Source organism: Pseudoduganella sp. RAF19 (assembly GCF_052114165.1).
Classification (GTDB): Bacteria; Pseudomonadota; Gammaproteobacteria; order Burkholderiales; family Burkholderiaceae_D; genus Rugamonas.
Genome location: NZ_JBFREF010000009.1, coordinates 191,882 through 216,867 on the forward strand (window position 1 = coordinate 191,882; position 24,986 = coordinate 216,867).

23 protein-coding genes are annotated in these 24,986 nt (G+C 62.5%); 6 read left to right on the forward strand and 17 right to left on the reverse strand.

From position 1 onward, the window contains the following. Window positions 1-4 precede the first annotated feature (4 nt). Window positions 5-889: a DMT family transporter gene (locus tag AB4Z19_RS23475; RefSeq protein WP_442022543.1), complete on the reverse strand. Its 885-nt coding sequence runs from the start codon at window positions 887-889 to the stop codon at window positions 5-7. Between the two features lie 74 nt (window positions 890-963). Here AB4Z19_RS23475 and AB4Z19_RS23480 point away from each other — a divergent pair, with 74 nt between their 5' ends. Continuing rightward, complete coding sequence (locus AB4Z19_RS23480) at window positions 964-1,926, forward strand: LysR family transcriptional regulator (protein WP_442022545.1); 963 nt, start codon at window positions 964-966, stop codon at window positions 1,924-1,926. 53 nt (window positions 1,927-1,979) lie between these two features. On the opposite strand, the gene AB4Z19_RS23485 is transcribed toward AB4Z19_RS23480, so the two are convergent. After that, the gene (locus tag AB4Z19_RS23485) at window positions 1,980-3,212 is read right to left on the reverse strand and encodes an MFS transporter (RefSeq protein ID WP_442036167.1); all 1,233 of its coding nucleotides are present in this window, start codon (window positions 3,210-3,212) and stop codon (window positions 1,980-1,982) included. A 169-nt stretch (window positions 3,213-3,381) separates the two neighbouring features. Between AB4Z19_RS23485 and AB4Z19_RS23490 the strand changes: the two genes are divergently transcribed. Continuing rightward, the gene (locus AB4Z19_RS23490; RefSeq protein ID WP_442026210.1) at window positions 3,382-3,666 is read left to right on the forward strand and encodes a DUF2917 domain-containing protein; all 285 of its coding nucleotides are present in this window, start codon (window positions 3,382-3,384) and stop codon (window positions 3,664-3,666) included. Here AB4Z19_RS23490 and AB4Z19_RS23495 read toward each other — a convergent pair. The 3 genes from AB4Z19_RS23495 to AB4Z19_RS23505 all read right to left on the reverse strand — a co-directional run bounded on the left by AB4Z19_RS23495 (window position 3,613) and on the right by AB4Z19_RS23505 (window position 8,435). Beyond that, on the reverse strand, window positions 3,613-4,563 hold the full coding sequence (locus AB4Z19_RS23495; RefSeq protein ID WP_442026211.1) for a LysR substrate-binding domain-containing protein: 951 nt from the start codon (window positions 4,561-4,563) through the stop codon (window positions 3,613-3,615). The two genes, AB4Z19_RS23490 and AB4Z19_RS23495, sit on opposite strands and share 54 nt — an antisense overlap. A gap of 43 nt (window positions 4,564-4,606) precedes the next feature. Beyond that, on the reverse strand, window positions 4,607-6,418 hold the full coding sequence (locus AB4Z19_RS23500; RefSeq protein ID WP_442026212.1) for a hypothetical protein: 1,812 nt from the start codon (window positions 6,416-6,418) through the stop codon (window positions 4,607-4,609). Window positions 6,419-6,563: 145 nt separating this feature from the next. Next, complete coding sequence (locus AB4Z19_RS23505) at window positions 6,564-8,435, reverse strand: hypothetical protein (RefSeq protein ID WP_442026213.1); 1,872 nt, start codon at window positions 8,433-8,435, stop codon at window positions 6,564-6,566. Between the two features lie 75 nt (window positions 8,436-8,510). Here AB4Z19_RS23505 and AB4Z19_RS23510 point away from each other — a divergent pair, with 75 nt between their 5' ends. Further along, a complete protein-coding gene (locus tag AB4Z19_RS23510; RefSeq protein ID WP_442026214.1) occupies window positions 8,511-9,089 on the forward strand; it encodes a YdeI/OmpD-associated family protein in 579 nt (192 codons plus the stop codon). A 49-nt stretch (window positions 9,090-9,138) separates the two neighbouring features. Here the strand turns inward: AB4Z19_RS23510 and AB4Z19_RS23515 are convergent, their stop codons facing one another. After that, entirely contained in the window at window positions 9,139-9,927 is a 789-nt protein-coding gene (locus tag AB4Z19_RS23515) for an SDR family NAD(P)-dependent oxidoreductase (protein WP_442036169.1), read from the reverse strand. Window positions 9,928-10,017: 90 nt separating this feature from the next. On the opposite strand from AB4Z19_RS23515, the gene AB4Z19_RS23520 reads away from it, so the two are divergent. Continuing rightward, a complete protein-coding gene (locus tag AB4Z19_RS23520) occupies window positions 10,018-10,965 on the forward strand; it encodes a GlxA family transcriptional regulator (protein WP_442036171.1) in 948 nt (315 codons plus the stop codon). A 101-nt stretch (window positions 10,966-11,066) separates the two neighbouring features. Here the strand turns inward: AB4Z19_RS23520 and AB4Z19_RS23525 are convergent, their stop codons facing one another. Beyond that, entirely contained in the window at window positions 11,067-14,138 is a 3,072-nt protein-coding gene (locus AB4Z19_RS23525) for a response regulator (protein WP_442024828.1), read from the reverse strand. Window positions 14,139-14,299: 161 nt separating this feature from the next. On the opposite strand from AB4Z19_RS23525, the gene AB4Z19_RS23530 reads away from it, so the two are divergent. Beyond that, window positions 14,300-14,524, forward strand: a complete 225-nt coding sequence (locus tag AB4Z19_RS23530) for a YgaP family membrane protein (protein WP_442024830.1) — start codon at window positions 14,300-14,302, stop codon at window positions 14,522-14,524. Continuing rightward, window positions 14,511-15,029 (forward strand): RNA polymerase sigma factor, encoded by a 519-nt coding sequence (locus AB4Z19_RS23535; RefSeq protein ID WP_442024832.1) that lies wholly within the window; start codon window positions 14,511-14,513, stop codon window positions 15,027-15,029. The genes AB4Z19_RS23530 and AB4Z19_RS23535 overlap by 14 nt, the downstream gene beginning before the upstream one ends. Here AB4Z19_RS23535 and AB4Z19_RS23540 read toward each other — a convergent pair. The 10 genes from AB4Z19_RS23540 to hemN form a co-directional block, all read right to left on the reverse strand. Continuing rightward, window positions 15,001-15,501 (reverse strand): FixH family protein, encoded by a 501-nt coding sequence (locus AB4Z19_RS23540; protein WP_442024834.1) that lies wholly within the window; start codon window positions 15,499-15,501, stop codon window positions 15,001-15,003. The two genes, AB4Z19_RS23535 and AB4Z19_RS23540, sit on opposite strands and share 29 nt — an antisense overlap. Before the next feature lie 10 nt (window positions 15,502-15,511). After that, window positions 15,512-16,864, reverse strand: coding sequence for a cytochrome c oxidase accessory protein CcoG (gene ccoG, locus AB4Z19_RS23545; protein WP_442036173.1), 1,353 nt, complete (start codon window positions 16,862-16,864; stop codon window positions 15,512-15,514). Beyond that, the gene (ccoP, locus tag AB4Z19_RS23550; protein ID WP_442024838.1) at window positions 16,861-17,793 is read right to left on the reverse strand and encodes a cytochrome-c oxidase, cbb3-type subunit III; all 933 of its coding nucleotides are present in this window, start codon (window positions 17,791-17,793) and stop codon (window positions 16,861-16,863) included. The genes ccoG and ccoP overlap by 4 nt, the downstream gene beginning before the upstream one ends. Continuing rightward, window positions 17,786-17,944 (reverse strand): cbb3-type cytochrome oxidase subunit 3, encoded by a 159-nt coding sequence (locus AB4Z19_RS23555; RefSeq protein ID WP_442024840.1) that lies wholly within the window; start codon window positions 17,942-17,944, stop codon window positions 17,786-17,788. The genes ccoP and AB4Z19_RS23555 overlap by 8 nt, the downstream gene beginning before the upstream one ends. Before the next feature lies 1 nt (window position 17,945). Next, the gene (gene ccoO, locus AB4Z19_RS23560) at window positions 17,946-18,560 is read right to left on the reverse strand and encodes a cytochrome-c oxidase, cbb3-type subunit II (RefSeq protein WP_442024842.1); all 615 of its coding nucleotides are present in this window, start codon (window positions 18,558-18,560) and stop codon (window positions 17,946-17,948) included. 12 nt (window positions 18,561-18,572) lie between these two features. After that, window positions 18,573-19,988, reverse strand: coding sequence for a cytochrome-c oxidase, cbb3-type subunit I (gene ccoN / locus AB4Z19_RS23565; RefSeq protein ID WP_442024844.1), 1,416 nt, complete (start codon window positions 19,986-19,988; stop codon window positions 18,573-18,575). Between the two features lie 103 nt (window positions 19,989-20,091). Continuing rightward, complete coding sequence (ccoS, locus tag AB4Z19_RS23570) at window positions 20,092-20,235, reverse strand: cbb3-type cytochrome oxidase assembly protein CcoS (protein WP_442024846.1); 144 nt, start codon at window positions 20,233-20,235, stop codon at window positions 20,092-20,094. Next, on the reverse strand, window positions 20,214-22,880 hold the full coding sequence (locus tag AB4Z19_RS23575) for a heavy metal translocating P-type ATPase (protein ID WP_442036175.1): 2,667 nt from the start codon (window positions 22,878-22,880) through the stop codon (window positions 20,214-20,216). Before AB4Z19_RS23575 ends, ccoS begins: the two co-directional genes overlap by 22 nt. After that, the gene (locus AB4Z19_RS23580) at window positions 22,868-23,587 is read right to left on the reverse strand and encodes a sulfite exporter TauE/SafE family protein (protein WP_442022665.1); all 720 of its coding nucleotides are present in this window, start codon (window positions 23,585-23,587) and stop codon (window positions 22,868-22,870) included. The genes AB4Z19_RS23575 and AB4Z19_RS23580 overlap by 13 nt, the downstream gene beginning before the upstream one ends. Continuing rightward, window positions 23,584-24,972, reverse strand: a complete 1,389-nt coding sequence (hemN, locus tag AB4Z19_RS23585) for an oxygen-independent coproporphyrinogen III oxidase (RefSeq protein WP_442036177.1) — start codon at window positions 24,970-24,972, stop codon at window positions 23,584-23,586. Before hemN ends, AB4Z19_RS23580 begins: the two co-directional genes overlap by 4 nt. Window positions 24,973-24,986: the final 14 nt, after the last annotated feature.

Genomic DNA, 24,986 nt, shown 5'->3' on the forward strand with positions numbered 1-24,986 from the left:
ACTCCTATCGGTTGGTGAGGGTCACGCCGGCTGCGACCAGCAGCCCGCCTGTGACCATGGAAGCCAGCACCTGCTCGCCGAGCATGAGCGCGGCCAGCGTGATGCCGAAAACGGGAACCAGGTTGTTGAATACCGCGGTGCGCGATGGGCCGATGGCTTTCACGCCTTCATACCACCACACGAAGCCGATTACGGTGCCGAACGCGCCCAGGTAAGCGACCGATACCCACACCTTCCAGTCCACCACGCTCCAGTCGATCGAACCGAATTCGCGCGAGGCGCCGATCAGCAGGAAGGCCAGGCCCCACAAGGCGGCGTACGTGGTGGCCGCCAGCGGCGTCAGGCCTTTTAGCGCGTGGCGTCCGACCAGGGTGTAAGCGGCCCAGCTGGAGGCGGCGGTCAGCATGAACAATTCGCCCACGCCCAGCGACTGGCTGATGTCGTGGAAGGCTTGCAGCGGCTCGCCGCGCGTGATGACGATGGATGCGCCGACGAAGGCGACAGCGATGCCGGCCCATTTCAGGCCCGTCAGCCGCTCACGCAGCACGACGGCGGCGGCCAGCGCGGTCACGATGGGGTTCAGCGCTACGAACAGCGCGGAACGGCCGGCAGGCATATGGCTGAGCGCCGTGAAGAAGCAGAAGTTGTAGAGGAAGATGCCGGTCAGGCCGAGGGCCGCCGTGGCGCCCATCTGCTGGCCGGACAGCTTGGGCAGTCCGCCCTCGCGCTTCCAGGCCAGCACCAGCAGCAGTACCGAGGCGATGGCGAATCGAAGCGAGGCGGCCGTCATGGGCGGCAGTGCGTGCGAGGCAATGCGCCCCGCGATAAAAGTGCCACCCCAGATGAAGGTGGTCAGGACAAGCTTGGCGTAAATGGCTTTGGAGTTCATTTTTGCTTGCAGTTGGGATGAGGAGCTTATACATTAATGCTTATCCGTACTCATAGAAAAATGAGGAAAAGCTCATGACCTTCACCCAGCTCGAAATATTCGCCCTGGTCGCGGAACTGCGCGGCTTTACCTCAGCCGCGCTGAGACTGGGCGTCAGCCAGTCGGCTGTGTCGCACGCCATCAAGTCGCTGGAGCAGGAACTCGGCGCGCAGCTCATCACGCGTAACCAGTCGGTAATAGAGGTGACGGAGCTGGGCCAGCGCCTGCTGGTGCGTGCCCGCGAAATCCTGGGACTGGCGGAAGCCATGCGCCAGGAAGTGTCGGCCGCCAGTGGTCTGAATAAAGGCCTGCTGCGCATCGGCTCCTTCGGCCCGACTTCCTCGCTGCGCCTGCTGCCCATCATTCTGGATGTTTACCACCGCCGCTATCCCGGCATCGAAGTGCGCATCGATGAAGGCACGGACGCGGACACGCTGCAGGCGATTCAGGACCGCCGTGTGGATGTCGGCTTCGTCACGCTGCCCGACGATCGTTTCGACACCATCGAACTGATTGAGGACCAGATGATGGCCTTGCTGCCGGTGGCGCATCCGCTGGCGGAGAAAAAATCGGTCACGGTGCGCGAGCTGCTGCCAGTGCCTTTCATCATGCCCGAAGAAAGCTGCGCGGCGCGCGTCGAATCAGCCTTTGCTGCCGAGGGTTTATGCCCGCTGGTGCGCTACCGCATGACGCAAGTGCTGACGGTGCTGGGCATGGTCGAGCGGGAGGCTGGCTTCTCGGGCATCGCCGAGCTGGCGCTGCCACTGGATCTGGCGCGCACCCATCCCGGCGTTGCGGTGCGGCCTTTCGATCCGCCGATCCGCCGCCGCGTGGGACTGGGCTTGCGCAATCTGGCGCAGGCGTCGCCTGCCACCAAGGCTTTCGTCGAGATTGCGCGCGAAGTCTGCCGCTCAGCACAGCGTGAACAGGCTGGCAAACGCGAGGACGGTGCCCGGCTCCAGCATCGCAGCAAAGGCCCAGCCACTGAGTACGCTTAACGCAGCGGCTGTGCATAACAGGACCAGTTGTTCACAGCGGTTCATACGCGCTCCTACGCTGGTTGCAGCCGTGCCACCGCGCGGTCATCGATAGGCCAGTGCAGCGCGGCCGCAGCCAGGCCCACAGCCACGGCTGCGATCCACACCAGCTGGTAGGAATGCGTCGCGTCGAACACCACCCCGCCCAGCCACACGCCGAGGAAGCCACCTAGCTGGTGTCCCACGAAGACGAAGCCGAACAGCGTGGAGATATAGCGCACGCCGAACACCTGGCTTACCAGGCCGTTCGTTAACGGCACGGTGCCCAGCCAGGTCAGGCCCATCACGAAGGAGAACACATAGATGCTCGCTTCACTCAGCGGAGCCGTGATGAAGGCCAGCATCGCCGCGGCGCGGATCAGGTAGAGATAGGCCAGCAGATGCTTGCGGCGATACAGGCTGCCCAGTTGTCCGCACAAATACGTCCCCGCCACATTCGCCAGCGCGACCAGCGCCAGAGCCGCCACGCCGACGTTGGCAGAATAGCCCTTGTCGCGCAAGTAGGCCGGGAAGTGGCCGGCAATGAAGGCGAGCTGAAAACCGCAAGCAAAGAAGCCCGCATTCAGCAGCCAGAAGCCGCGATGCCCCAACGCCTCCCGAATCGCCGCGCCCATCGAGCCAGCATCGCCAGCCGCGAGTCGTCCCCCGTCGCCGCCGGGACGAGCGGCGGCGTCAATGGCCGCGCTATCGTCCAGCGAAAACGCGAGCGGCGCGGCGAGGGCGAGCACGAACGCGACCGCGATGAGCGCGCCCATCCAGCCCACGCTGGCGATCAGCCCCTGCGCTGCCGGCACCATGGCAAACTGTCCAACGCCACCGACCGCTCCCGCCAGCCCCAACGCCCAGCTGCGCCGCGACGGCGAAACGATGCGGTTCAACGCGCCGTACACGGTGCCGAAGGACGTCCCCGCCAGCGCCATCCCGATCAGCAGCCCGCCGGACAAAGCTAGTTCAGTGCTGCTCCCCGCATGCGCCATGAGGTACAAGCCAATCGCATACAGCACGCACCCGCCCAGCAGCACGCACCGCGAGCCGAAACGGTCGGCCAGCATGCCGGTAATCGGCTGCATCAGCCCCCACACCAGATTCTGCAAAGCGATGGCCAACGCAAAATCCTCGCGTCCCCAACCGCGTGCGGAGGTCATCGGCAGCATGAATAAACCCTGCACGTGGCGCATGCCCAGAGCCAGTCCCATGATGATGCCGCCGCACAGCACCGCAGCGAGCGGTGACTTCAAAAATTTCATTGATGCTCTCCCGGAATTCAACTAATCCGAGCATAGCGCCGCGCAGCAAGGCGCCGCGAGCGTTCATTTGGCATGTCATCCATGCGCTGTGTGCATGGATAGGATGCGAAATCAGCGTTGGCACGAGCGCCGCAGTGAGCGCAGAATGAAGGCGTACAAGGAGTGCGTCATGAATATGCTGATGACTTTACAGGCCCGCCAGATGGCATCCCTCTCGCCCGAAGGCACCGTGCGCGTGCGCTGCCTTCGCGGCATTCTGTGGATCGTGGGGCAGCGCGACGGCGAAGACTGTGTGCTGGAAGCCGGCCAAAGCGTGCTGCTGAACGCCCAGCAGCACTACCTGTCCAGCGTGCACCGCAACGACGCGGTGTCGTTCGAACTCAGAACGCAGCAGAACCGCTCAGCGGCCGGCGTGCTGGCGCGCTTTGGGCAGCGCCTGCGCCAGCTCCTGTGAGGTCGACGCCAGCTGCTCCACCAGCCAGTCTCGGAACACGATCACCTCCGCACGCGGCTCGGCTTCGGCCTGAATCAGCCAATAGCTGTAAGCGGGCACGCTGCGGCGGCGTTCGTGCTGAGCCACCAGCCGGCCATCTTTCAGGAGGGGCAGAATCAGCGGCACGCGGCCCAGCGCCACGCCATGCCCTTCCACCGCGGCCTGAATCAGCTGATCGTATTGATTGAACTGCAGCGTCCCTTTCGGCTTGCGCAGTAGCTGCCAGTCTTCCAGCCATTGCGCCCAATGCAGCCAGGGACGGCGCCGGTCATCGAGATCCAGCAGCACCTGGCCAAGCAGCTCGTCATCGCCGGCGAAGGCACTGGCCGCCACTGCCGGACTGGCAACCGGCACCACGTCCTCATGGAACAAGTGAATCGCGTGCTCGGGCGGAGCTGACGTTGGACTGTAGCGAATGGCGAGATCCACGCCCTCCTGCGCCAGATCCATCACGCGATTGCTGGCCGCCACGCGCACATCGATGTCGGGATGCGCCGACAGAAAAGCGCCCAGCCGCGGCAGAATCCACAAGGCCGCTACGCCAACGCTGGCCGAAATCGTCACCGGCCGCGCGCGGCGCTCACCGCGCAGCGACTCTGCCAGCTCACCCAGCCGGTCCATCCATGGCGAAGCAAGCCGGAACAGCTGCTCGCCGGCCGGCGTCAGCGCGATGCTGCGGTTACTGCGCGTGAACAGGCGCGTACCGAGGCGTTCTTCCAGTGCCTGAATCTGGCGGCTGACCGCCGACTGCGTCAGGCACAAATCCTCGGCCGCCGCCGTGATACTCAACCGCCGCGCAGCCGCGACAAAGCCACGCAAGGCATCCAGCGGTGGCAGCGATAAAAGCGGGTGCGGCATGCAATCTCCTCATGGCAGCCGCAGCCCGTGCTACGGCGTTCGCTCATGCGGATGATTGTAGATCATGTGGTGCAGCCATGCCGACGGGCACTTGCTGTGCTCGCCCATTGCGTCGGCGGCCGGCCATCAGCGACAGCTCTACCTGCTGCTTCTCGGCTTTGCTGGTGACACTCTTCAACTCCTTCGACATCTGTTCTGCCTGCAGGGCGTGCAGGTCCAGGCCGATCTGCAGCGCCGAGGTGGCCAGCACTTTCACTTCGTCAGGACGGAAGTTTTGATGATCCCCTTTCCCACCCAATACAACAAAGCCGATCAAGGCGCCGCGATGGGTCATGGGAAGAAGCAGTTCGCCTGGCAGACGCGGCGTGTGATGTTGAGAGTGGATGGGCATTAATAAGGCACGCAAGGCGATAGCTATCGGCTCGTCCTTGTTTATCGAGGTTGGGCATGAACGAATTTTTCCGCGCACGAGTTCAAAGTTCCCATCCGAATTGTTGATCTTGTAAATGGCGCAGTCGCCGTGTCTGGTGAAATGGACCAGTGCGACGCGGAATGCCGTCAGCAAGGCATCGTCCGATGTGAAATGCTCGGCCTTGGCAACGAACTGCTTTAGCCGCAATTCATTGTGATGCCACACGGAGAAAATATATTCTTCAACCAGCTTCTCTACCTTGTGATGCAGATAATGGTAAAGGACAAACAGGCTAAGCAATGCAAGYACGGCGAGGGCGTCGCCCCCGATGCCTTTAACGAATTCCTTGACGTGATCGTGCGCAAATAATTCCCAGCCGCCTAGCAGCAAAATCATCAACAGGCTGGAAAGGCCATACACCACCAAGCGGTTCACGGCGAAATCGAAATTAAAGACGCGATGTTTCAGCGTGGCGTACGAAAGACCAACGTACATGGCGCACTGCCCTCCCAGCGCGATGAATGCGGTTGCGGTGGAGACATCTGCCGGCCAGGGTATCCACACGACGATGCTAGGGATCGCACACAAGAGCGTGGATGCCAGCAGCCATCCGTGACGGTGCCGGAATTCTCCCGTACTTTGACGCAGGCCATCGATCAGACTGATGAGCGTTACGATCAATCCGAACGCTGCGCAAAACAGCAGACCCGGCAAAAGCGATTCGGTCAGGAACTTCATGACGGGATGGGCCGTCAACCCAAAGCTCCAGCAAATTCCTGCAAGCGCAGTGAGTGAAGCAATGGCCAGCAAGACGTACCGCGAGTGATTCAAGGCCGTACGCAAATGAGATTCGTGGTAAGGCTGGTAACCCAGCGCGAAGACGACGCAAAAATACCAGATGAACGGCAGGGCACCGTAGCAGACTGCCTTCTCGGTCATGATGAGCCAGCCCCATGGCCCAAAGCTGGAAGTGATGAAATACAGTGCACCAAATCCCAGAAACATTTGGCTCAACGCCTGGTAGGGCTTGTTTTGCGGGCGCTTCAGCGCGACCAGCACACAACAGCCAATCGACAATGCACTCAGTACGGTGCGACTGAAGACATCCGCCAGCTCATAGCGATTAAAAGGGCGCTTCATTGCAACCAGATGATCCGGCTCCGGCGCCGAGATCCGAATTCCCGCTGATTCGCCTGCCTTGAACTGGCGCCATCTGTCTTCGGGGTTTGTAAAACTGAGCTGCGTCCCTACGGGAAGCGTCGCCTCTGTGTCTGGATCAAGGGACTTCACGCGTAGCTCATTAAAGCCCGGCTTGGTGAAGCTATTGCCGTACTCTTTTTCGAGAATGAAACCAAGCGAACCGTGTCTATTCCAATGAGACAAACCGGTAAGCAGGTCGAACAGGATTAAACTGGACAATATGACGACGAGCGTGCCGATCATCCATTGCCACTGAAGTGTATTTCGCCTTGAGCGTGACATGGCGAGACCTCTTGTTCTTATTACGGGAGATGTCTTTTCGCATCAACCTCCTATGAGTATAGCGATGGAAATAGAGCCCGCTGGAAATCCGGCCGCTTGCATTTTGCTACTGTTGCGTTTGCTGTAGGAGTGCGCCGGTGTCCGCTTGCGTCTCATGTGCACCGGTCGTGAAGGGCCGCGTGTTCTTGCGCCGGCCGGCCATGATTTCCAGTTCGCGGCGGGCTTGTTCGGCTTGCAGCTCCAGCGCGCGCACTTCGTGTTCCAGGGCTTCCACGCGGAGGGCGTGGATATCAAGGCCGATCTGGTGCGCGGCGAAGGCCATCACCTCGATCTCGTCCGGGCGATAGCTCTCCTGCTGCGATTTCGCGGACAACAGAACAAAGCCGTTCAGCGTACCGCGATGGCTCATTGGCAGCACCAGCTCGCCCGGCACGCGGCCCTGGAAAGCGTCGAGCGGTGTGGGCGCCATGTCGGCGCGCAGGGCAACCACCAGCTCGTGGTTGGGATCAACTTCTTCCGGTGCGCTGCCCATGGTGCCATTCATCAGCGCGTAGTGGCCGCTGGCCTGGCGCAGATAGATGGCGCAGCCCGCCTGCGCGGTGAAGCGGTCTATCGCCGTACGGAAGGAGGACAGCAGCGGATCAACTTCCGTAAAGTGTGCTGCCTGCTTTACGTACAGGCGCAGCTTGTGTTCGTTGTCGTGCCACTTGTAGAAAAAGATCTTTTCCACCCAGCGTTCGATGCGTCCGTGCAGCTGGTGGAAGACCAGGTAGACCGTCAGCGCAATGGCCGCATCCATCAGCAGGCTTTTGTGCGCATGTTCTTCGCCTTTGATCAGGGACTTGGACAGGAACTCCAGCAGACCCACAGAGCACAGCAGCAGCACGCTGACCACGCTGTACACCATCGCGCGGTTGACGGCGAAATCGAAATGGAACACGCGGTGCCGCAGCACGGCATAAGCAAAGCCGCAGTACATCAGAATCTGTCCAGTGAGCGCGGCGAACACGGTCAGCCGCAGGCCATAGATGCCGTAGTCCAGATCCGGAATCCAGACCAGGGTGCTCGGCACGGCGCCCACCAGTGAGGACGCCAGCAGCCACACGTGGCGCTGGCGGATCTCGCCGCCGCTTTGCAGCAGGCCTTCGACCATGCTGGTCAGCGAGAACAGCATGCCGCCGCCTGCGCTGAGCAGGAGGAAGAAGCCGAGCAGCGGCGCCTCGTTCCCCAGCGTCCACCATACGCCGTAAGCGGCGCTGCCCAGGCACAGCACGCGGAACACCGGCAACGCACTATTCAGCCAGCGCCGCAGCTTGAGCGGACGGTACGGCTGATAGCCAAGCGAGAAGCGCACACACCAGTACCAGAGCAGCGGCAACAACGCCAATCCGGCCGTCTTCCCTGCCTGGAGCATGAGGCCGGATGGCGCGTAATGGAAAGTCATGAAGAAAACACCCGCAGTGCCGAGGAAGGTCAGTGCCAGTGCGCGGTAGGCTGGCTTGTCGCCTTGCTTGAAGCCGATCATCAGGCAGAACAGCAGCGACACAAAGCAGGCCAGCGTTTTTTCCCAATACTCGAAATACTCCGCAAAGCCGATTGGCGAGGACACTGCCGTCACCTGCAAATGGCGCGGAATCCCGTTGCGGTAAATCGTCAGGCCCACGGACTCATTGACACGGAAGCGGCGCCAGCGATCCAGCGTGTGATCGAAGCGCAGCGTATCGCCAGCTTGTGCGCCCGCCGCTTCCAGCGGAGATTGCGGTTCGAAAGCGATGATGTGCAGATAGTGCGTGCCGGGCGGCGTCGACTGGCGGCTGAACTCCGTGTCCAGCTCCACGCGCAGACTGCCGCGCACGCCCTCCAGCATGAGCGGGCGGATGGCATAGCCCAGGTCGGAGATCACCAGCATAGCCATGCACAGCGCCATGACCGCATTCAGCCACTTCCATGTTGCGGGTGCAATTCGGAACGACATCATGAGTGCCTCTCTCGATGAAAGGTGCTGCGCGGGCGCGCCGCCAATCGACGATTATATGGTTAGAATGCTGTCCATATGACAACCCTCGACGAAAAACTTTTCAAGGATGTAACAGCCTGGACGCGCTGGCTGGAGAAGGAACACGCGAATTGTCCCGGCATCTGGATGCGCATCGCGAAGAAAAGTGCCGGTGAGCCTTCCGTGCAGTATCCGGAAGCCCTGGATGTCGCCTTGTGCTTCGGCTGGATCGATGGCCAGAAGAAGAGTATCGATGAGAACTACTGGCTGCAGAAGTGGACGCCGCGCGCCGCGCGCAGCATCTGGTCCAAAATCAATCGGGAGAAAGTGCAGGCCTTGATCGACAAAGGCCTGATGCGCGAACCCGGCATGCGCGAGATCGAGCGCGCCAAGGCTGACGGCCGCTGGGAGCAAGCCTACGATTCATGGAGCGCCGCCACGGTGCCGGGTGATCTGCAGGCCGCGCTGGACGCCAGCCCGAAAGCGAAGAAGTTCTTCGCCACCTTGAACAGCCATAATCGTTACGCCATCCTGTTCCGCACACACAGTGCCAAGCGCGCCGAAACGCGGGCGAAGCGCATCGCCGAATTCGTCGCCATGCTCGAACGCGGCGAAACGATTTATCCGCAAGCCTGAGCGGGCTTGGCGACCTTCAGATTGTGGTCGCCAGGCCGAAGTAACGCGATTAGCGGCGGTAGCGATCTGCCGGCACTTCGCGCGACAGTTTCGGACCCATTGCCAGGCGCGCGTTGTTCAGGCTTTCCCACTCGGCCGCATCCGGCAGCGACGGGATGGTGATCACTTCACCCAGATCCAGGCCGGCCAGCGCTGCATCCACCAGGTCATCCACCTGCATCACGATACCGGTCGGCAGATGGGTGACCGGCACGCCCGCCTTGTCCCAGAACGGGGTTTCGATCGCGCCTGGCAGCACGGCCTGCACGCGCACGCCCTTGCTGCCCAGTTCATGCTGCAGCGATTGGGTCAGGGCCAGCACGAAGGCCTTGGAGCCGCCGTACACGCCATTCAGTAGTTCCGGCGCCAGCGCCACGATGGAGGCGATATTGATGATGGTGCCGCTGCCTTTCGCGGCAAGGCGCGGCGCCACAGCGCGCGCCAGACGGGTCAGCGCTTTCACGTTCAGGTCGATCATCGCGTCCAGGTGATCGATGGTGGAATCGATCAGCGGGGCGGTGGCGCCCAGGCCCGCGTTATTCACCAGCGTGGTGATATTGGCATCGTCGGCCAGACGGCCCTCGACTTGGGCCAGTTGGGCCGGATTGGCCAGGTCGGCGGCGATGGTTTCGACGGCCACACCGTGCTTGCTGCGCAGCTCCGCAGCAAGCGCATTCAGCTTGTCCGCATTGCGGGCCACCAGAACGAGGTTGAAGCCGCGGCCTGCGAGGCGGTCTGCGTACACTGCGCCGATGCCGGTGGATGCGCCGGTAATGAGGGCGGTTTGCTTGTTTGTCATGACTTGCTCCTGTAAAGATTTGGTTGACATTGGCAGTGTAGAGCCCTAAATTGAGTCCCATTGGACGTATTTCCCTCAAATCGGGTCATCATGAGCAAACGCATCGGTATTCTGGTTTTTCCTCGCTTTCAGGTCCTGGACCTGGTTGTCACGACGATTTTTGAGCTGGCCAATGAACAGGCGGGCAGGCGTCTGTATGAGGTGTCGCTGCTTTCCGAATATGGCGGGAATGTGGTGAGTTCTTCCGGCGTGCCGGTGGCGACGGAGCCGTTTGACCGCCATGATTTCGACACCATCATGGTCGCCGGCGCGATGGAACTGATTCGTTCACCGCAGGCGTTTGTGGACTTCCTGCGCGAAGCGAGCCTGGCATCGCGCCGCGCGGCCAGCATTTGCACCGGGGCGTTCTTCCTCGGCGAGGCGGGCTTGCTGGATGGGCGCCGGGTGACCACGCACTGGGGCAATGCACGCGATCTGCAGCGCATGTACCCCAAGGCGCGCGTGGAGGAGGACCGCATTTTCATCAAGGATGGCAAATTCTGGAGCTCCGCCGGTATGACGGCCTGCATCGATCTGTGCCTGGCGCTGGTGGAGGAGGACCAGGGTGTGGAGATGTCGCGCCAGATCGCGCGCAAGATGGTGGTGTATCACCGCCGCAGCGGCGGACAGTCGCAGTTTTCGGCTTTGCTGGAGCTGGAGCCCAAGTCGGATCGCATCCAGCAGGCTTTAAGCTACGCCAAGCAGAATTTGCGCAAGCCTTTGTCGGTGGACGAATTGGCCGATGCGGCGCATCTGAGCCGGCGCCAGTTCAGCCGCACCTTCCGCATCGAGACGGGACAGTCGCCAGCGCGTGCGATCGAAGTGCTGCGTGTTGAAGCGGCACGCGCGATGATCGAAGCGGGCAACCATTCGATCGAAGTCGTGGCACGCGAAAGCGGCTTCGCCGATCCCGAACGCATGCGCCGCGCCTTCGTCCGCGCCTACGGCCAGCCACCCCAGGCCATCCGCCGCGCCGCCCGCGAAGCCTCCGCCGCCTGACCTATCGCATTCCCACGCTGCGGGTAGCCGCCACTTGCCGCGCCGCTCGGCCCCTCGCCGCACATTGCCTGTCGCGTGCCCGCCACGCTGGTGCGGACCGGCTATGGCGCTTCGACCTTCTCTTCGCGTTCGAGCCATGCGCGGCCCTGGTCGAGGACTTGCTCCAGCTCGCGGCGCACGGCCGCAAACAGCGGCGGTAATGACGCCGTCGCGCCTTCCTTGATGGCCGCTTCCGCTTCAAGCGTCGCCCGCACCAGGCGCTTCGCCCCCAGCACGCCCACCGCGCCGCGCAAGCCGTGGAAGATTTTGCCCGCATCAGCAGCGCGCCCTTCGCGCAAGGCCTGATCCGCATCATCGGCCGGCTGCAAGCCATTCTCCAGCGCGCCGCGCACCATCTTGAACATCACCGCACGGCCCTTGGCATCCTTGCCCATGACTTTCATCAGACTGTCCATGTTGAAAACCGGCTCGTTATCCACAGGCGCCGGCGAGGAAGGCACCGCGCGCAGCACGGGGCGCTCGCGCCGCGGCAGATTGCGCTCGATGACGGCCATCATCTCTTCCACCACCACCGGCTTGGCGATGAAATCGGAAACCCCCGCCTCCTCGCAGCGGTTGCGCTCCGCTGCCAGCACGCCGGCCGTCATCGCAATCACGGGCAGCGACAACTTGAGTTCATCGCGAATCAGGCGCGTCGCACTGAAACCATCCAGCACGGGCATCTGCATATCCATCAGCACAACGTCATAGCGGCTGGCGCTGCTGCGCAGCAGATCGACCGCTTGCTGGCCATCGCCCACCACATCCAGCGTGGCGCCCGCATGTTCGAGAATGCCGCGCGCTACGGCCTGATTCAGCAGATTGTCTTCTACCAAAAGGAAGTGCACGCCCTTCAGGCGGCCGACGATGCCGGCGCCGTTGCCAGCCGGGTCCTCACTGGAACTGGTACTGAGCGCCTGGTGCAGCGCATCGAACAGGCTGGAACTGGTGATTGGCTTGATCAGCACCACGTCCGCCTCCGGTGCACCGGCAATCGCATCGACCTGATCGCGCGCAAAGGCATTCACCATGACCACGATGGGCTGCTTGTGGCCCTCTGCCGCATGGCGTATGGTTTTGGCGGTCGCCAGTCCGTCCATGCCCGGCATATGCCAATCCGCCAGCACGACATCGTAAGGCCGCGGCCCGGACAGGCGTTCGCGGAACATGCGCACGGCCGCGCCGCCGGAATCCACTTCATCCGCATCCCAGCCCCAGGCGCGCAGCAATTGCACGACCATCTCGCGGCTGGTTTTGTTATCGTCCGCCACCAGCACGGACAGCGGCCCAAGCATCGGCTGCCGCCGCGAGTCGCCCTTCTCGCCCAGCACATCGAACCACAGTTCAAACGAGAAGACACTGCCCTTGCCTTCCTCTGTCTTAAGTTCGATCTGCCCGCCCATCATCTCGATCAGGCGCTTGGTGATGGCCAGGCCAAGGCCGGTGCCGCCAAAGCGGCGCGTGATGCTTTCGTCACCCTGCGAGAAAGCGCTGAACAACTGCGTCTGCTGCTGCTCGGTCATGCCGATGCCGGTATCGCGCACTTCAAAGCACTGTAGCACGCGGTTCTCTGCCCGCGCCGTCGTGCGCACGGCCACCACGACCTCGCCCTGCTCGGTGAACTTGATCGCATTGCCTGCCAGGTTCACCAGGATCTGCTGAAGGCGCAGCGCATCGCCATGCAGCAGCGTAGGCACGTCCGGGTTCACCACGATGGCCAGCTCCAGTTCCTTTTCGCCTGCGCTCATGGTCATGGTGGTGGCCAGCGTGCCCATGGTCTCGTCCAGATCGAAGTCGATCGGCGAAATCTCCATGCGCCGTGCTTCGATCTTCGAGAAGTCCAGCACATCGTTCAGGATGCCCAGCAGCGACTGGCCGGAAGTGCGGATCATGTTCAGGTATTTGCGCTGCTGCGTCGTCAACGAGGTATTTCCAAGCAGGTAGGCCATGCCCAGCACCGCATTCATGGGCGTGCGAATTTCGTGGCTCATATTGGCCACGAAGTCGCTCTTGGCGCGATTGGCCGCTTCCGCCTTGTCCCGGGCGCGCTGCAGCTCGTGTTCGGCGGCCAGGCGCTCTTCCATCAATTCGTTGAAGGAGCCGGTCAGCTCGCCGATTTCATCCTGAGTCGTAACGGCAATTGGCGTGAAGCGTTCCGGTTGGCGGCGTAGCGCATGGATGGATTTGCGCAAGCGGCCCAGCGGCTCCATCAGATGCAGGGTGATCCAGCCAATCAGCAGCGCGGCGACGATCGAAGCGGCAAGGCCCCACAAAGCCACCCACCACAACAACCCATCGAAAGGCTCGAACGCTTCCTCCACCGGCAGCGACGCTGCCAGCACCCAGTCCGTCGAACGCAGCATTTTGTAACTGGTGAGTGCCCGCACGCCAAGGCTGTTGACGCTGATGATCGTTCCTTCGAAACCCTGCAACGCGCGCGTGGTGGCAGGATTGGCATTGGTCGGCCGTGGCTTCAGCAGGCGCAGAGGATCGGGATGCAGCACATAGATCGACGGTTGGCTGCGCGTGACAGCGAAGTAGTAGCCCGTACGGCCGACTTTCGCATTGCGCAGGTGGCCGAGGAGATTGTCCTTGAACAGGCGCAGCACACCGATCAGCACGGCTTGCACCTCGCCCTTTTCGTCCAGCACCGGCGCCACCATCTGCACGATGGGCTGGCCGCCCGCGCGGCCCAGCAGAGGCTCCGCGATGAGGGGGCGCTTGGTTTCCATCACCTTCTTGAAATAGGCGCGGTCGCTGGCGCTCACGCCAACGCGGCCCTTGATTTCCGGCGCATCCGCAATGACCTTGCCCTGCGCATCGAGCACCAGCACGTCGTCGAACAGGGCAAGAACAGCACGATCCTGATAATAAGCGCGTAAAGCGGTAGGATCATGAACGATGGACAGCGGCTGGCGGCGCGCCGACATCGCGATGATCTCCAGCAGCATGGTGAGCTTGTCGTCCAGCTCCTCGGCGGTGCGGTTGATCAGGGCAGTTTGCTGGTCGAACAGCACCTTGGTGAAGTCCTCGCGCATGCGCTGGGTCTGCAGCGCTGTCACCAGGGCGATCATCACGAGAGACGTGACGCTGGTGGCGAGAGCGACCTTCACTTTAATCCCGATAGGCTTCATGTTTTCCTTAGGGCTGGGGTGCTGGGAAATTGTCCTATCATTAACAGCCATTAGCAAGTAAATGCCGTGCGAAAAAAATTTCGAACCCCGCGAATCCTTTTGGCCAAAGCGCGCCTCTTAGTAGCTGAGGGACGTCCTCTACCAAGCAAAAGGATTGCAAAATGTTCTACGTTAAAAATGTACCAGGCTGGGAGCGCGTGTTGCGCGTGATCGTGGGCCTCGCCGTTGTGGCCTGGAGCCTGTTGGCGCTGGGCGGCACCTGGGGCGCGATCATCGCCTTGTCTGCGGCAGGCATCGTGGCCTCCGGCCTGTTCGGCTTCTGCCCGGCCTGCGCGCTGGTCGGACGCCGCCTCGACAAGGCAAGGAAGGCGAATGGCGCTCTCTGACCAGCATCAGCCCGTACTGCAAGCCGCACACGGCGGCGATCCGGCTGCCCTGGAACAGCTGATGGCCCTGTGCCAGCCGGATATCCGCCGCTATGCCCAGCGCTCCTGCCTGATCAGCGATGTGGACGACGCCGTGCAGGAGGTGCTGCTGGTACTGTCGCGCAGGCTGTCGTCGCTGCGCGTGCTGGCCGCCTTTTCGGGCTGGCTGTTCAAAGTGGTGCAGCGCGAATGCCATCGCCTGACGCGCGTCACCACCGGCTGGGACCCGTGGGACGATGAACGCGCCGAGCAGTGGCTGGCCGCGCACGACAACGCCGGACTGCGCGTTGAACTGATACGCGCACTGGAATCGCTGCCGCGCGATTACCTGCAGGTGGTTCTCTTGCGCGACTTCGAAGAGATGAGCATGGACGAAATCGCCCAGGAACTGGGAATCACGGTGGCCGCCGCGAAGAGCCGCCTGCATCGCGCACGCGCTATGGCGCGGGAGTATCTGGTCGGGTAACGATGCGCACTTCGCGCTCCGCCGGCCATTGCCACTCGCCTGCCATGCGCCAGTCGCGCCGTTCGCTCTCGATCAGCACCTGCCAGCGCGAGCGTTCCAGCATGGGTAGCGGGATACCAAAGCGGCCGTCCGTGTCCGGACGCACCAGCAGCTGCACATCGCGCTCCGGCTGCGTGGCATGCGCCAGGCGTACCGTGAGCACTTGCTGCGGCAGCAGTGAGGCCGAATTCACTTGCCCGCGCAGCAGGCCTTCCGCCGCGTCGTAACGCAGCGTGGCGCTCAGGCCCAGCGAGGCCGCGGCGCGGTCACGCCGCAAGTCCTGGTTGATGGCCTTGCCCTGCTTGTAGTAGTCGCCGACCACCAGCGCATCCTGATGCGCGAAGGCCAGATAGCTCATATAGCTGCACGCGCCAATTGCGACCGCGGGCCCGGCCATCAGGAACCACGGCCAGCGCTGTTGATACCAATGCATGATGTCCTCCTTAGCGCGGCACAATGAAGACCGCGTTTTCCTTGACCGAAAGCGCTGGATCGTCCGTTGCCGTCAGTTCGAAGCTGATCTTGTGCGATCCGTGATCCGCCGCGCCATGCTTCATGCGCAGGCGCACCGGGACCGCCAGCGTTTCGGTGGCCTTGACCTGCACCACATCTTCCGTCACCACGGCCAGCGAATCGATGCCGGTCGCCCGAATGCGGTAGTTGTGGGCCTGCTCGGAAGTATTCATCACTTGCAAGCGGTAGACGTTCTCGATCATCCCGTCTTCCACCTCGCGGCCCATGGAACCGCGGTCGCGGATCACGTCCACTTTCAACGGGGTGCGCAGCCACAGCGTGGTGAAGACGGCCGTCACGAACAAGGTCAGCGCCGTGGTGTAGATGATTACGCGAGGGCGCAGCAGGCGGGCATGGCCGCCGCCGTGCATGGCGCGGTCGGTGTCGTAGCGTATCAGGCCACGCGGCTGCTCGATCTTGTCCATCACGATGTCGCAGGCGTCGATGCAGGCAGCGCAGCCGATGCATTCGTACTGAAGGCCCTTGCGGATATCGATGCCGGTCGGGCATACCTGGACGCACAGCGAGCAATCGATGCAGCTGCCTGGGGTGTCGCGGCCACGCGGCTCGCCGCGCTTTTCGTCGTAGGTAATGATCAGCGTATCGCGGTCGAACATGGCGCTCTGGAAGCGGGCGTAGGGGCACATGTATTTGCACACCTGCTCGCGCAGCCAGCCGGCGTTGCCGTAGGTGGCCAGGCTGTAGAAGCCGACCCAGAACCATTCCCATGGACCAAAATTCAGCGTCAGCGCTTCATGCGCCAGCGAGCGGATGGGGGTGAAATAGCCGACGAAGGTGAAGCCGGTCCACAGCGCCAGGGCCAGCCAGGCGGCGTGTTTGCCGCCCTTGCGCCAGATCTTGTCAACGTTCCAGGGCGATTTCTTCAAGCGCATCTGCGCGCTGCGCTGGCCTTCGAATTTGCGCTCGATCCACAGGAACATCTCGGTGTACACCGTCTGCGGGCAGGAGTAGCCACACCAGACGCGTCCCGCCACTGCCGTAACGAGGAACAAACCCCAGGCGCAGGCGATCAGCAAGGCGGCCAGGTAGATGAAGTCCTGTGGCCACAGAACCAGGCCGAAGATATAGAACTTGCGCGTGGCCAGATCGAAGAGCAAGGCCTGCCGGCCGTTCCACGTCAACCACGCAAAGCCGTAGAACACCAGCTGCGTCAGCCACAGGCAGAGCCAGCGCAGCGAGGTATAGCGGCCCTTGATTTCGCGCGGGTAGATGTCCTCCCGCGCGGCGTACATCTTGATGACTTTTGGTTCGGGGGCATTCATTTCGCTGCGACTGCCGGGGGATTCGACAAGCTCCATACATAAGCGGCCAGCACATGCACCTTGCCTTCGCCGAGGAAGTCGCCGAAGGCGGGCATTGTGTTGTCACGGCCTTTGTTGATGGTTTCCATAATGGTTTCGACACTGCCTCCATACAGCCAGATCTTGTCGTTCAGCCGCGGTGCGCCGAGTGCCTGATTGCCGGCGCCACCGGCGCCGTGGCAAGCCATGCAGGCGCCGAACTTGTCTTTGCCGAAGGCGGTCTTGATCGGATCGGAAGTGCTGCCGGAAAGGCTCAGCACATAATGCGCGACGTTTTCCACATCCTTGTCCGATCCGACAGCAGCCGCCATCGATGGCATCACGCCGTGGCGGCCCTTCATGATGGTTTCCTTGATGGTTTCAGGTGCGCCGCCGTGCAGCCAGTCCTTGTCGGTCAGGTTGGGGAAACCCTTGCTGCCGCGCGCATCGGAGCCGTGGCACTGCGCGCAGTAAGTCAGGAACAAACGCTCGCCCATGGCGTGCGCTTGCGGATCGGCTGCGACAGCACGCAGGTCCTGCTTCTGGAAATTGGCGAACAGCGGGCCGTATTGCGCGTCGGCCTTTGCCAGTTCGTCCTTGTACTGCGCAGTGGATTTCCAGCCCAGCGTACCGGCGTAGCTGCCCAGGCCCGGATACAGCACCAGGTAGCCGATGGCGAACACGATGGTCAGACAGAACAGCCACATCCACCAGCGCGGCATCGGCGTATTCAGTTCGGTCAGGTCTTCGTCCCAGATATGGCCGGTGGTGCCGACATGGCCGTCCACCGATTTGAGCGCGCTGACCTTGTGCGTGGACTGGCTCCACAGCAGCACGGCGCAGCCCACGATGCCCAGGATAGTGAGCACGGCCACATAGATATTCCAGAAATCGCTGGTGAAATCAGCCATGGTCCTTCTCCTCGTCCGCGAAAGGCAGATTGGCGGCCTGGGCGAAGTCGGCCTGGTTGCGGCGCGCGCATGCCCACCACAAGATGCCAACGAAGGTCGCGAAGGATACGACCGTCATGACGCTGCTGGCGGTGCTGAAAATTGCTTCCATCTCAGTTCCTCGATTTGATCAGTGTGCCCAGGCCTTGCAGGTAGGCGATCAGGGCGTCTTCTTCTGTTTTGTTGGCCAGCTGCGCGGGAGCGGCGGCGATGTCCGCATCCGTGTAGGGATCGCCCAGGCGCTTCAGAGCCTTCATTTTCGGCACCACGTCTTCGGGAGCCAGCTTGGTCTGCGACAGCCACGGATAGGCCGGCATATTCGATTCCGGCACCACATCACGCGGATTGTTCAGGTGCGTCTTGTGCCATTCGTCGCTGTAGCGACCACCCACGCGCGCCAGGTCCGGGCCGGTGCGCTTGGAACCCCACTGGAACGGGCGGTCGTACACGAACTCGCCCGCTACCGAATAGTGGCCGTAACGTTCGGTCTCGGCGCGGAAGGGGCGGATCATCTGCGAGTGGCAGTTGTAGCAGCCTTCACGCACATAGATGTCGCGGCCCGTCAGGCGCAGCGCGGAGTAGGGCTTCAGGCCAGCCACCGGCTCGGTGGTCGATTTCTGGAAGAACAGCGGAATGATCTCCACCGCGCCGCCAACCGATACCACCAGCGTGACCAGCACGATCAGCAACCAGGGGTTCTTCTCAATCCATTCATGCGAAAACTTCATGCTCTTGCTCCTTTATGCCGCCAGGCTCATGTCAGGGATACGGGCCGTAGCGGTCTTGTTTCCGCGCAGGGTCATCCAGCTGTTGTAAGCCATGATGCACATGCCGGAGAGGTACAGCACGCCGCCCAGGAAACGCACCACGTAGTAGGGATAAGTGGCCTTCACGCCTTCCACGAAGGCATAGGTCAGGGTGCCGTCCGGATTCACTGCGCGCCACATCAGGCCTTGCATCACACCGGCAATCCACATTGCGGCGATGTACAGCACGATGCCGATGGTGGCGACCCAGAAGTGCACGTCGATCAGCTTCACGCTGTACATCCTGGTCTGTCCGGCAAGGCGCGGAATCAGGTAGTAGATCGAGCCCATGGTGATGAAGCCCACCCAGCCCAGCGCGCCGCCGTGCACGTGGGCGATGCCCCAGTCGGTGTAGTGCGACAGCGCGTTGATGGTTTTGATCGACATCATTGGCCCTTCGAAGGTGGCGATACCGTAGAAGGACAGCGAAACGATCATGAACTTCAGGATCGGGTCGGAGCGCAGCTTGTGCCATGCGCCGGACAGGGTCATGATGCCGTTGATCATGCCGCCCCAGCTCGGCGCCAGCAGGATCAGGGAGAACACCATGCCGAGCGACTGGGTCCAGTCAGGCAGCGCGGTGTAGTGCAGGTGGTGCGGGCCGGCCCACATGTAAGTGAAGATCAGCGCCCAGAAGTGCACGATCGACAGGCGGTACGAATACACAGGGCGTTCGGCCTGTTTCGGAATGAAGTAGTACACCATGCCCAGATAGCCTGCGGTCAGGATGAAGCCCACCGCATTGTGGCCATACCACCACTGGATCATCGCGTCCTGCACGCCGCTGTATATCGAGTAGGACTTGGTCAGCGTTGCCGGCATGCTCATGCCGTTCACCACGTGCAGGATGGTCACGGCGAGGATGTAGCCGCCGAAGAACCAGTTCGCAACGTAGATGTGCTTGACCTTGCGCTTGATGATGGTGCCGAAGAAGACCGTGGCGTAGGCCACCCACACCAGGGCGATCAGGATGGTGATCGGCCATTCCAGTTCAGCGTATTCCTTGCCGCGGGTGAGGCCCATCGGCAGCGTCACGACCGCGCTCAGGATCACCGCTTGCCAGCCCCAGAAGGTGAAGGCGGCCAGCTTGTCCGAGAACAGGCGCACCTGGCAGGTACGCTGCACGACGTAGTAGGACGTCGCAAACAGGCCGCTGATGCCGAAAGCGAAAATCACGGCATTGGTATGCAACGGACGCAGGCGGCCATAAGTCAGCCACGGTATGTCCAGATTGAGTTCGGGCCAGGCCAGCTGGGCGGCGATGATCACGCCAACCAGCATGCCGACGATGCCCCACACTACCGTTGCGATCGCGAACTGCTTCACGATCTTGTAGTTGTATTGATCCACTTTGAGGTTCCCCCGGAAGCACTTTGATGAGATATGTCAAAGGGTAGCGAGAGAGGCGGCCAATTTCCTTGACCTGGATCAAGATTGCCCAAGTGGGCTTGGATCAGGCATCGTCGTCTTGCAGAATGCGCAATGCAGGGCCGGACAGATCGTCGAACTGGCCGTCATCGGACGCGACGAAAAATAGCCACAGCGCGCCGAAGACCAGCAGCACGCTGAGGGGAATCAAAAGGTAGAGGGCTTCCATGATGTGCTCCTGCGCAGGCGTAGCGCATTGATGATGACGATGGCGGAGCTGACGGCCATGCCCACGCCGGATAGCCAGGGATTCAGCATTCCCAGGGCCGCTGCCGGGATTGCAATGATGTTGTAGAGCGTAGCCCAGGCGAGGTTTTGCCGGATCACGCGCATTGTCTTTGTTGCCATGTCCGCCGTTTGCGCGAGGAGGCCGATGTTCGAGTTAAGCAGCACGCAGTCGGCATGGGCTTGCGCCAGCGCGGCGCCGCTGCCCATGGCGAAGGAAACATCAGCCGCGCTCAACACTGCCGCGTCGTTGATGCCATCGCCGACCATGGCGACGACCGCACCTTTAGCTTGCAGCGCCTGCACAAATTCGAGCTTCTGCCCCGGCAGGTAGCCGCCGTGGCCTTGCAGCAGCCAAAGCTGCCGCGCGACCGCATCTGCCAGCGCGGGCTCGTCGCCACTTAGCAGAATGACCTTTTTGCCGCGCGCGCGGAAGGCATCGACCACGTCCTTCGCTTGCGGCCGCAGCGCATCAGCAATAATGAACCGCGCAAGCCAGCGCCCTTCAGCAGCCAGCCAGACGCTCGTGCCGCTCCCCGGTCCATCACCCGCCATGCTTGCCGCAACACTTGCGTCTTCGACGGACACGGCGCTGCCGCGCGCCGCCACGCTCCGCATCGCCGCGCCCGCGAGCCCGTCAGCGTCGGACAAGCCGGCAATAGCGGCTACGAAATTGCCGCTGCCGATGCGGTAGCGCCGTCCATCGACGATCGCCTCCAGCCCCTCGCCCGGCAGCTCGCGCAGCCCGCTGACTATCATGGCCGTGGAAGCCGAAGCCGAAGCCGAAGCCGAAGCCGACGCCGACGCCGACACCGTACCCCGTGCAGCCTCCGGCGCGGCGCGATGCGCGGCACTTTGGCCGGTCGCCGCCCTATTTGCGGCTGGCTGTGTCGCTGGTGGCACGCCGTTGCGGCGTGCGTTGCCGGCAGCGAGGATCGCGCGGGCGATGGGATGGGCGCTGCCGGATTCCAGCGCCATTGCGATGCGCAGGCAGTCGTCCACGCTGACGCCCGGCGCAGGCTCAATGCGTTGCACAGCTGGACGCCCTTCAGTCAGCGTCCCGGTTTTGTCAAACACGACATGGGTCGCGCGATGCAGTGTCTCCAGCACGTGCGGACGCACGATCAGCACCCCCACGCCCAGCAATCGGTCGGTGGCCGCAGCCAGCGCGGAAGGCGTCGCCAGTGACAGCGCGCAGGGACAGGACACTACCAGCACCGCAATCGCCACCGGCCACGCGCGTGCTGCGTCATGCCACCACCAGAACGCAAAACTCGCCAGCGCAAACAGCAGCAGCGCTGACACGAACCAGGAAGCCGCGCGATCCGCCCACTGCGCAATGGCAGGCTTTGCGCTACCCGCCTGCTCGATCAGTTTGAGCAGCCCGGACAAGGTGCTCTCCCGCGCGGGACGCAGCACACGTAGCACGACAGGATTGCCCGCATTGACTGCACCACCGGGAATTTCCTCGCCCTCGCGCTTAGGCTGTGGCGCACTCTCGCCAGTCAGCAACGCCAAGTCGACTGAGGTCGCGCCTTCGACCAGCACACAGTCAGCCGGAATCGCCTCGCCTGCCCTGGCGAGCACGAAATCGCCGGCGTCCAGTGCGCCGGCAGGCACCACGCTGCATTCACGCGATGCGGGCCACTCGGCGAGACGCGACGCTGATTCGGGCAGGCCGTGCTGCATGCGCTCCAGCGCCACCGCTGCTTTGCGCCGCGCGAAAAGCTCCAGATAGCGGCTGCACAGCAGCAGGAAAATGAACATCGTGACCGAGTCGTAATACACCTCGCCCGTACCGCGCAATGTCGACACCGCACTGCCGATGAACGCGGCCAGAATGCCCAGCGCCACCGGCACGTCCATGCCCAGCACCCGCGCGCGCAAGCTGGCCAGCGCACCACGCAGGAAAGGTTGCGCCGAATAGACGATCGCAGGCAAAGTCAGAAGCAGGCTGGCCCAGCGCATCAGGCCCGCCATATCGGCATCCAGCGTGCCGTCCTGCGCCATATATTCTGGCGCCACGTACATCATCACCTGCATCATCGACAGCCCGGCCACGAACAGCTGCCGGCCTAATGTTTTGCTGGCCTTCTGTAACTGTGCGCTGTGGCGCGCGGCATCGTAGGGGTAGGCGCTGTAGCCGATGCTGCGCACTGCCTGCAGGATCTCGGCAGCGCTAGCCTTATCCTTATGCCAGCGCACGAACAGCCGCTCGGTCGCGACATTCAGGCTGGCCTGCTCCACGCCGTTCAGCTGGCGCAAGCGATGCTCGATCAGCCATACGCAAGCCGCGCAGCGAATGCCATCGACCAGTAGCGTCGCCTCGCAGGCATCACCATCGGACACGATGCGCGGATCATCATTGAACAGCTTCAGTTCCGGCGGCACATCGGCTTCGCCGGCGGCGGAAGCATAGCCGGTGCGTTCACGGTAATAGCTTGTCTGGCCGATATCGACAATCGTCTGCGCCACCGCCGCGCAGCCAGGGCAGCACATGGATTGCGCCGTGCCGTCGATCGTCACACGCCAGCTGGATGCGGCAGGAACAGGCAGGCCGCAGTGGAAACAATCACTCAGCTCAGGCATAAGGCATCAATCCAGCCATGCTGCACGCCGGTCGCGGCGCGCGCGAGGCCGAGCAAGGCAAAGCCCAGCACCAGCAGACCGCCCAGCACGCGCACCTGGCGGCGGCGCAGCCAATCGCGCAGGCGCGCGCCCAGCAATCCCATGGCCAGCAACATGGGCAGCGTGCCGAGGCCAAACGCCGCCATCACGGCGGCGCCATTCAACGCTGAACCTCCCAGTATTGCCGTCAGCAGCACACTGTACACCATGCCGCACGGGACCCAGCCCCAGGCTGCACCCAGCGCAAGCGCCTTTGGCAGCGTGTCCATTGGCACCAGCGGACGCAGGGCGGGCTGAATGTGCCGCCACAACACACCACCGGCAGCTTCGACACGCGCGAGGCCATGCCAGGCATCCATCAGGTAAAGGCCCAGCAAGGCTAACATCAGATTCATCATCCAGTAGGCGGCGGTCTGCCAGGCAGCCAGGTGGGCGAGCGCCGCCGCGCCATTTGCAAGTCCACCTGCCAGTGCGCCAGCCAGCGCATAGCTGGCGATGCGCCCCGTGTTGTAGGCCAGTACGCGTGGCAGGCCGCGCGCGGCGCCGGCGGGCGTGATGGGAATGACGCGGCCCGGCGCCATACTGAAAGCGCTGACGATCCCGCCGCACATGCCCGCGCAGTGCACGCTGCCCGCGAGCCCGACGACGAAGACCGGCAACAGGTTCATATCGTTCTCGAAAAGCGCAACGGCTGCTGCGTGGCACGGTTCAGGTGGCGGTCGAACACCATGCAGATATTGCGGATCAGCAGACGGCCCTTCGGCGTAACGGAAATCCAGTCATCTTCGATGGTCAGCAAACCATCTTCGGCGAACTCGTTCAGGCGCTCCAGCTCCTGGGCGAAATACTGCTTGAAGCGGATCGGATACGCCACTTCCAGTGCCGACATCGACAGTTCGAAATTACACATCAGCATCTGAATCACCAGGCGGCGCAGCAGATCGTCCGTATCCAGCGCATAGCCGCGCGAGATCGGCAGGCGGCCGGAATCCAGGCGCGCGTAGTATTCGTCCAGCGTTTTCTCGTTCTGGCTGTAGGTGCCGTTGACCGAGCTGATGGCCGACACGCCCAGCGCCACCAGGTCCGTTTCCGCATGGGTCGAATAACCCTGGAAATTCCGGTGCAGTCGGCCCTGGCGCTGTGCCACGGACAGGTCATCGTTCGGTTTGGCGAAATGGTCCATGCCGATGTAGATGTAACCGGCGTCAGTCAGGCGCTGGATGGCCAGCGCCAGCATTTCCAGCTTCGCTTCCGGCGATGGCAGCTCATTGTCCGCGATACGGCGCTGAGGCTTGAACAGATGCGGCATGTGCGCATAGTTGTACAACGCGATGCGGTCCGGATCAGCGGCGACCACCTGCGCCAGTGTGCGTTCCATCGATTCCATGCCTTGCTTCGGCAGGCCGTAGATCAGATCAATGCTGATGGAGCGGAAACCTGCGTCGCGCGCGGCCTGCATCACCGCCAGCGTCTCTTCCGCGGGCTGGATACGGTTGACGGCCTTCTGCACCTCCGGATCGAAGTCCTGCACGCCGAGGCTGACGCGGTTGAAGCCTTGCGCGCGCAGCGAGAACACGCGCTCGCGGTCCACGGTACGCGGGTCGATTTCGATCGAGTATTCGCCTTCTTCATCCGGCGCAAAATCGAAGCACTCGCGCAGGTGCGCCATCAGCTCGGACATCTGCTCGTCGCTGAAATAGGTTGGCGTGCCGCCGCCGAAGTGCAACTGTTCGACGCGCTTCATGCCGTCGAACAGTTTGGCCTGCATTTCCGCTTCCTGCTTCAGGTAGTCCAGGTAGATCGCGGCTTTGCGGCGGTCTTTGGTCACGATCTTGTTGCAGGCGCAGTAGTAGCACACGGTGTCGCAGAACGGCACGTGCACATACAGCGACAGCGGACCGCGTCCGCCACGCAGGCGGCGCTCCGCCAGCGCTTCGAGGAAATTCCCGTAGCCGAAGTCCGCGTTGAAGCGGTCAGCCGTTGGATAAGAGGTGTAGCGCGGGCCGGAAATGCTTAGCTTGCTGATCAGGTCTGCATCGAATTGGACGTTCATGATTCTGTGCCGGT

What these genes read in the sequence shown, in the direction of transcription:
- ccoO (WP_442024842.1), bottom strand. Translation starts at nt 18,560, where the DNA reads ATGAAGTTTTCGCATGAATGGATTGAGAAGAACCCCTGGTTGCTGATC.
- ccoP (WP_442024838.1), bottom strand. Translation starts at nt 17,793, where the DNA reads ATGGCTGATTTCACCAGCGATTTCTGGAATATCTATGTGGCCGTGCTC.
- AB4Z19_RS23580 (WP_442022665.1), bottom strand. Translation starts at nt 23,587, where the DNA reads ATGAACCTGTTGCCGGTCTTCGTCGTCGGGCTCGCGGGCAGCGTGCAC.
- AB4Z19_RS23505 (WP_442026213.1), bottom strand. Translation starts at nt 8,435, where the DNA reads ATGATGTCGTTCCGAATTGCACCCGCAACATGGAAGTGGCTGAATGCG.
- AB4Z19_RS23555 (WP_442024840.1), bottom strand. Translation starts at nt 17,944, where the DNA reads ATGGAAGCAATTTTCAGCACCGCCAGCAGCGTCATGACGGTCGTATCC.
- AB4Z19_RS23515 (WP_442036169.1), bottom strand. Translation starts at nt 9,927, where the DNA reads ATGACAAACAAGCAAACCGCCCTCATTACCGGCGCATCCACCGGCATC.
- AB4Z19_RS23480 (WP_442022545.1), top strand. Translation starts at nt 964, where the DNA reads ATGACCTTCACCCAGCTCGAAATATTCGCCCTGGTCGCGGAACTGCGC.
- AB4Z19_RS23540 (WP_442024834.1), bottom strand. Translation starts at nt 15,501, where the DNA reads ATGCATTGGTATCAACAGCGCTGGCCGTGGTTCCTGATGGCCGGGCCC.
- AB4Z19_RS23495 (WP_442026211.1), bottom strand. Translation starts at nt 4,563, where the DNA reads ATGCCGCACCCGCTTTTATCGCTGCCACCGCTGGATGCCTTGCGTGGC.
- AB4Z19_RS23530 (WP_442024830.1), top strand. Translation starts at nt 14,300, where the DNA reads ATGTTCTACGTTAAAAATGTACCAGGCTGGGAGCGCGTGTTGCGCGTG.
- AB4Z19_RS23535 (WP_442024832.1), top strand. Translation starts at nt 14,511, where the DNA reads ATGGCGCTCTCTGACCAGCATCAGCCCGTACTGCAAGCCGCACACGGC.
- AB4Z19_RS23475 (WP_442022543.1), bottom strand. Translation starts at nt 889, where the DNA reads ATGAACTCCAAAGCCATTTACGCCAAGCTTGTCCTGACCACCTTCATC.
- AB4Z19_RS23520 (WP_442036171.1), top strand. Translation starts at nt 10,018, where the DNA reads ATGAGCAAACGCATCGGTATTCTGGTTTTTCCTCGCTTTCAGGTCCTG.
- ccoG (WP_442036173.1), bottom strand. Translation starts at nt 16,864, where the DNA reads ATGAATGCCCCCGAACCAAAAGTCATCAAGATGTACGCCGCGCGGGAG.
- ccoS (WP_442024846.1), bottom strand. Translation starts at nt 20,235, where the DNA reads ATGGAAGCCCTCTACCTTTTGATTCCCCTCAGCGTGCTGCTGGTCTTC.
- AB4Z19_RS23485 (WP_442036167.1), bottom strand. Translation starts at nt 3,212, where the DNA reads ATGAAATTTTTGAAGTCACCGCTCGCTGCGGTGCTGTGCGGCGGCATC.
- AB4Z19_RS23575 (WP_442036175.1), bottom strand. Translation starts at nt 22,880, where the DNA reads ATGCCTGAGCTGAGTGATTGTTTCCACTGCGGCCTGCCTGTTCCTGCC.
- AB4Z19_RS23525 (WP_442024828.1), bottom strand. Translation starts at nt 14,138, where the DNA reads ATGAAGCCTATCGGGATTAAAGTGAAGGTCGCTCTCGCCACCAGCGTC.
- AB4Z19_RS23490 (WP_442026210.1), top strand. Translation starts at nt 3,382, where the DNA reads ATGAATATGCTGATGACTTTACAGGCCCGCCAGATGGCATCCCTCTCG.
- AB4Z19_RS23510 (WP_442026214.1), top strand. Translation starts at nt 8,511, where the DNA reads ATGACAACCCTCGACGAAAAACTTTTCAAGGATGTAACAGCCTGGACG.
- hemN (WP_442036177.1), bottom strand. Translation starts at nt 24,972, where the DNA reads ATGAACGTCCAATTCGATGCAGACCTGATCAGCAAGCTAAGCATTTCC.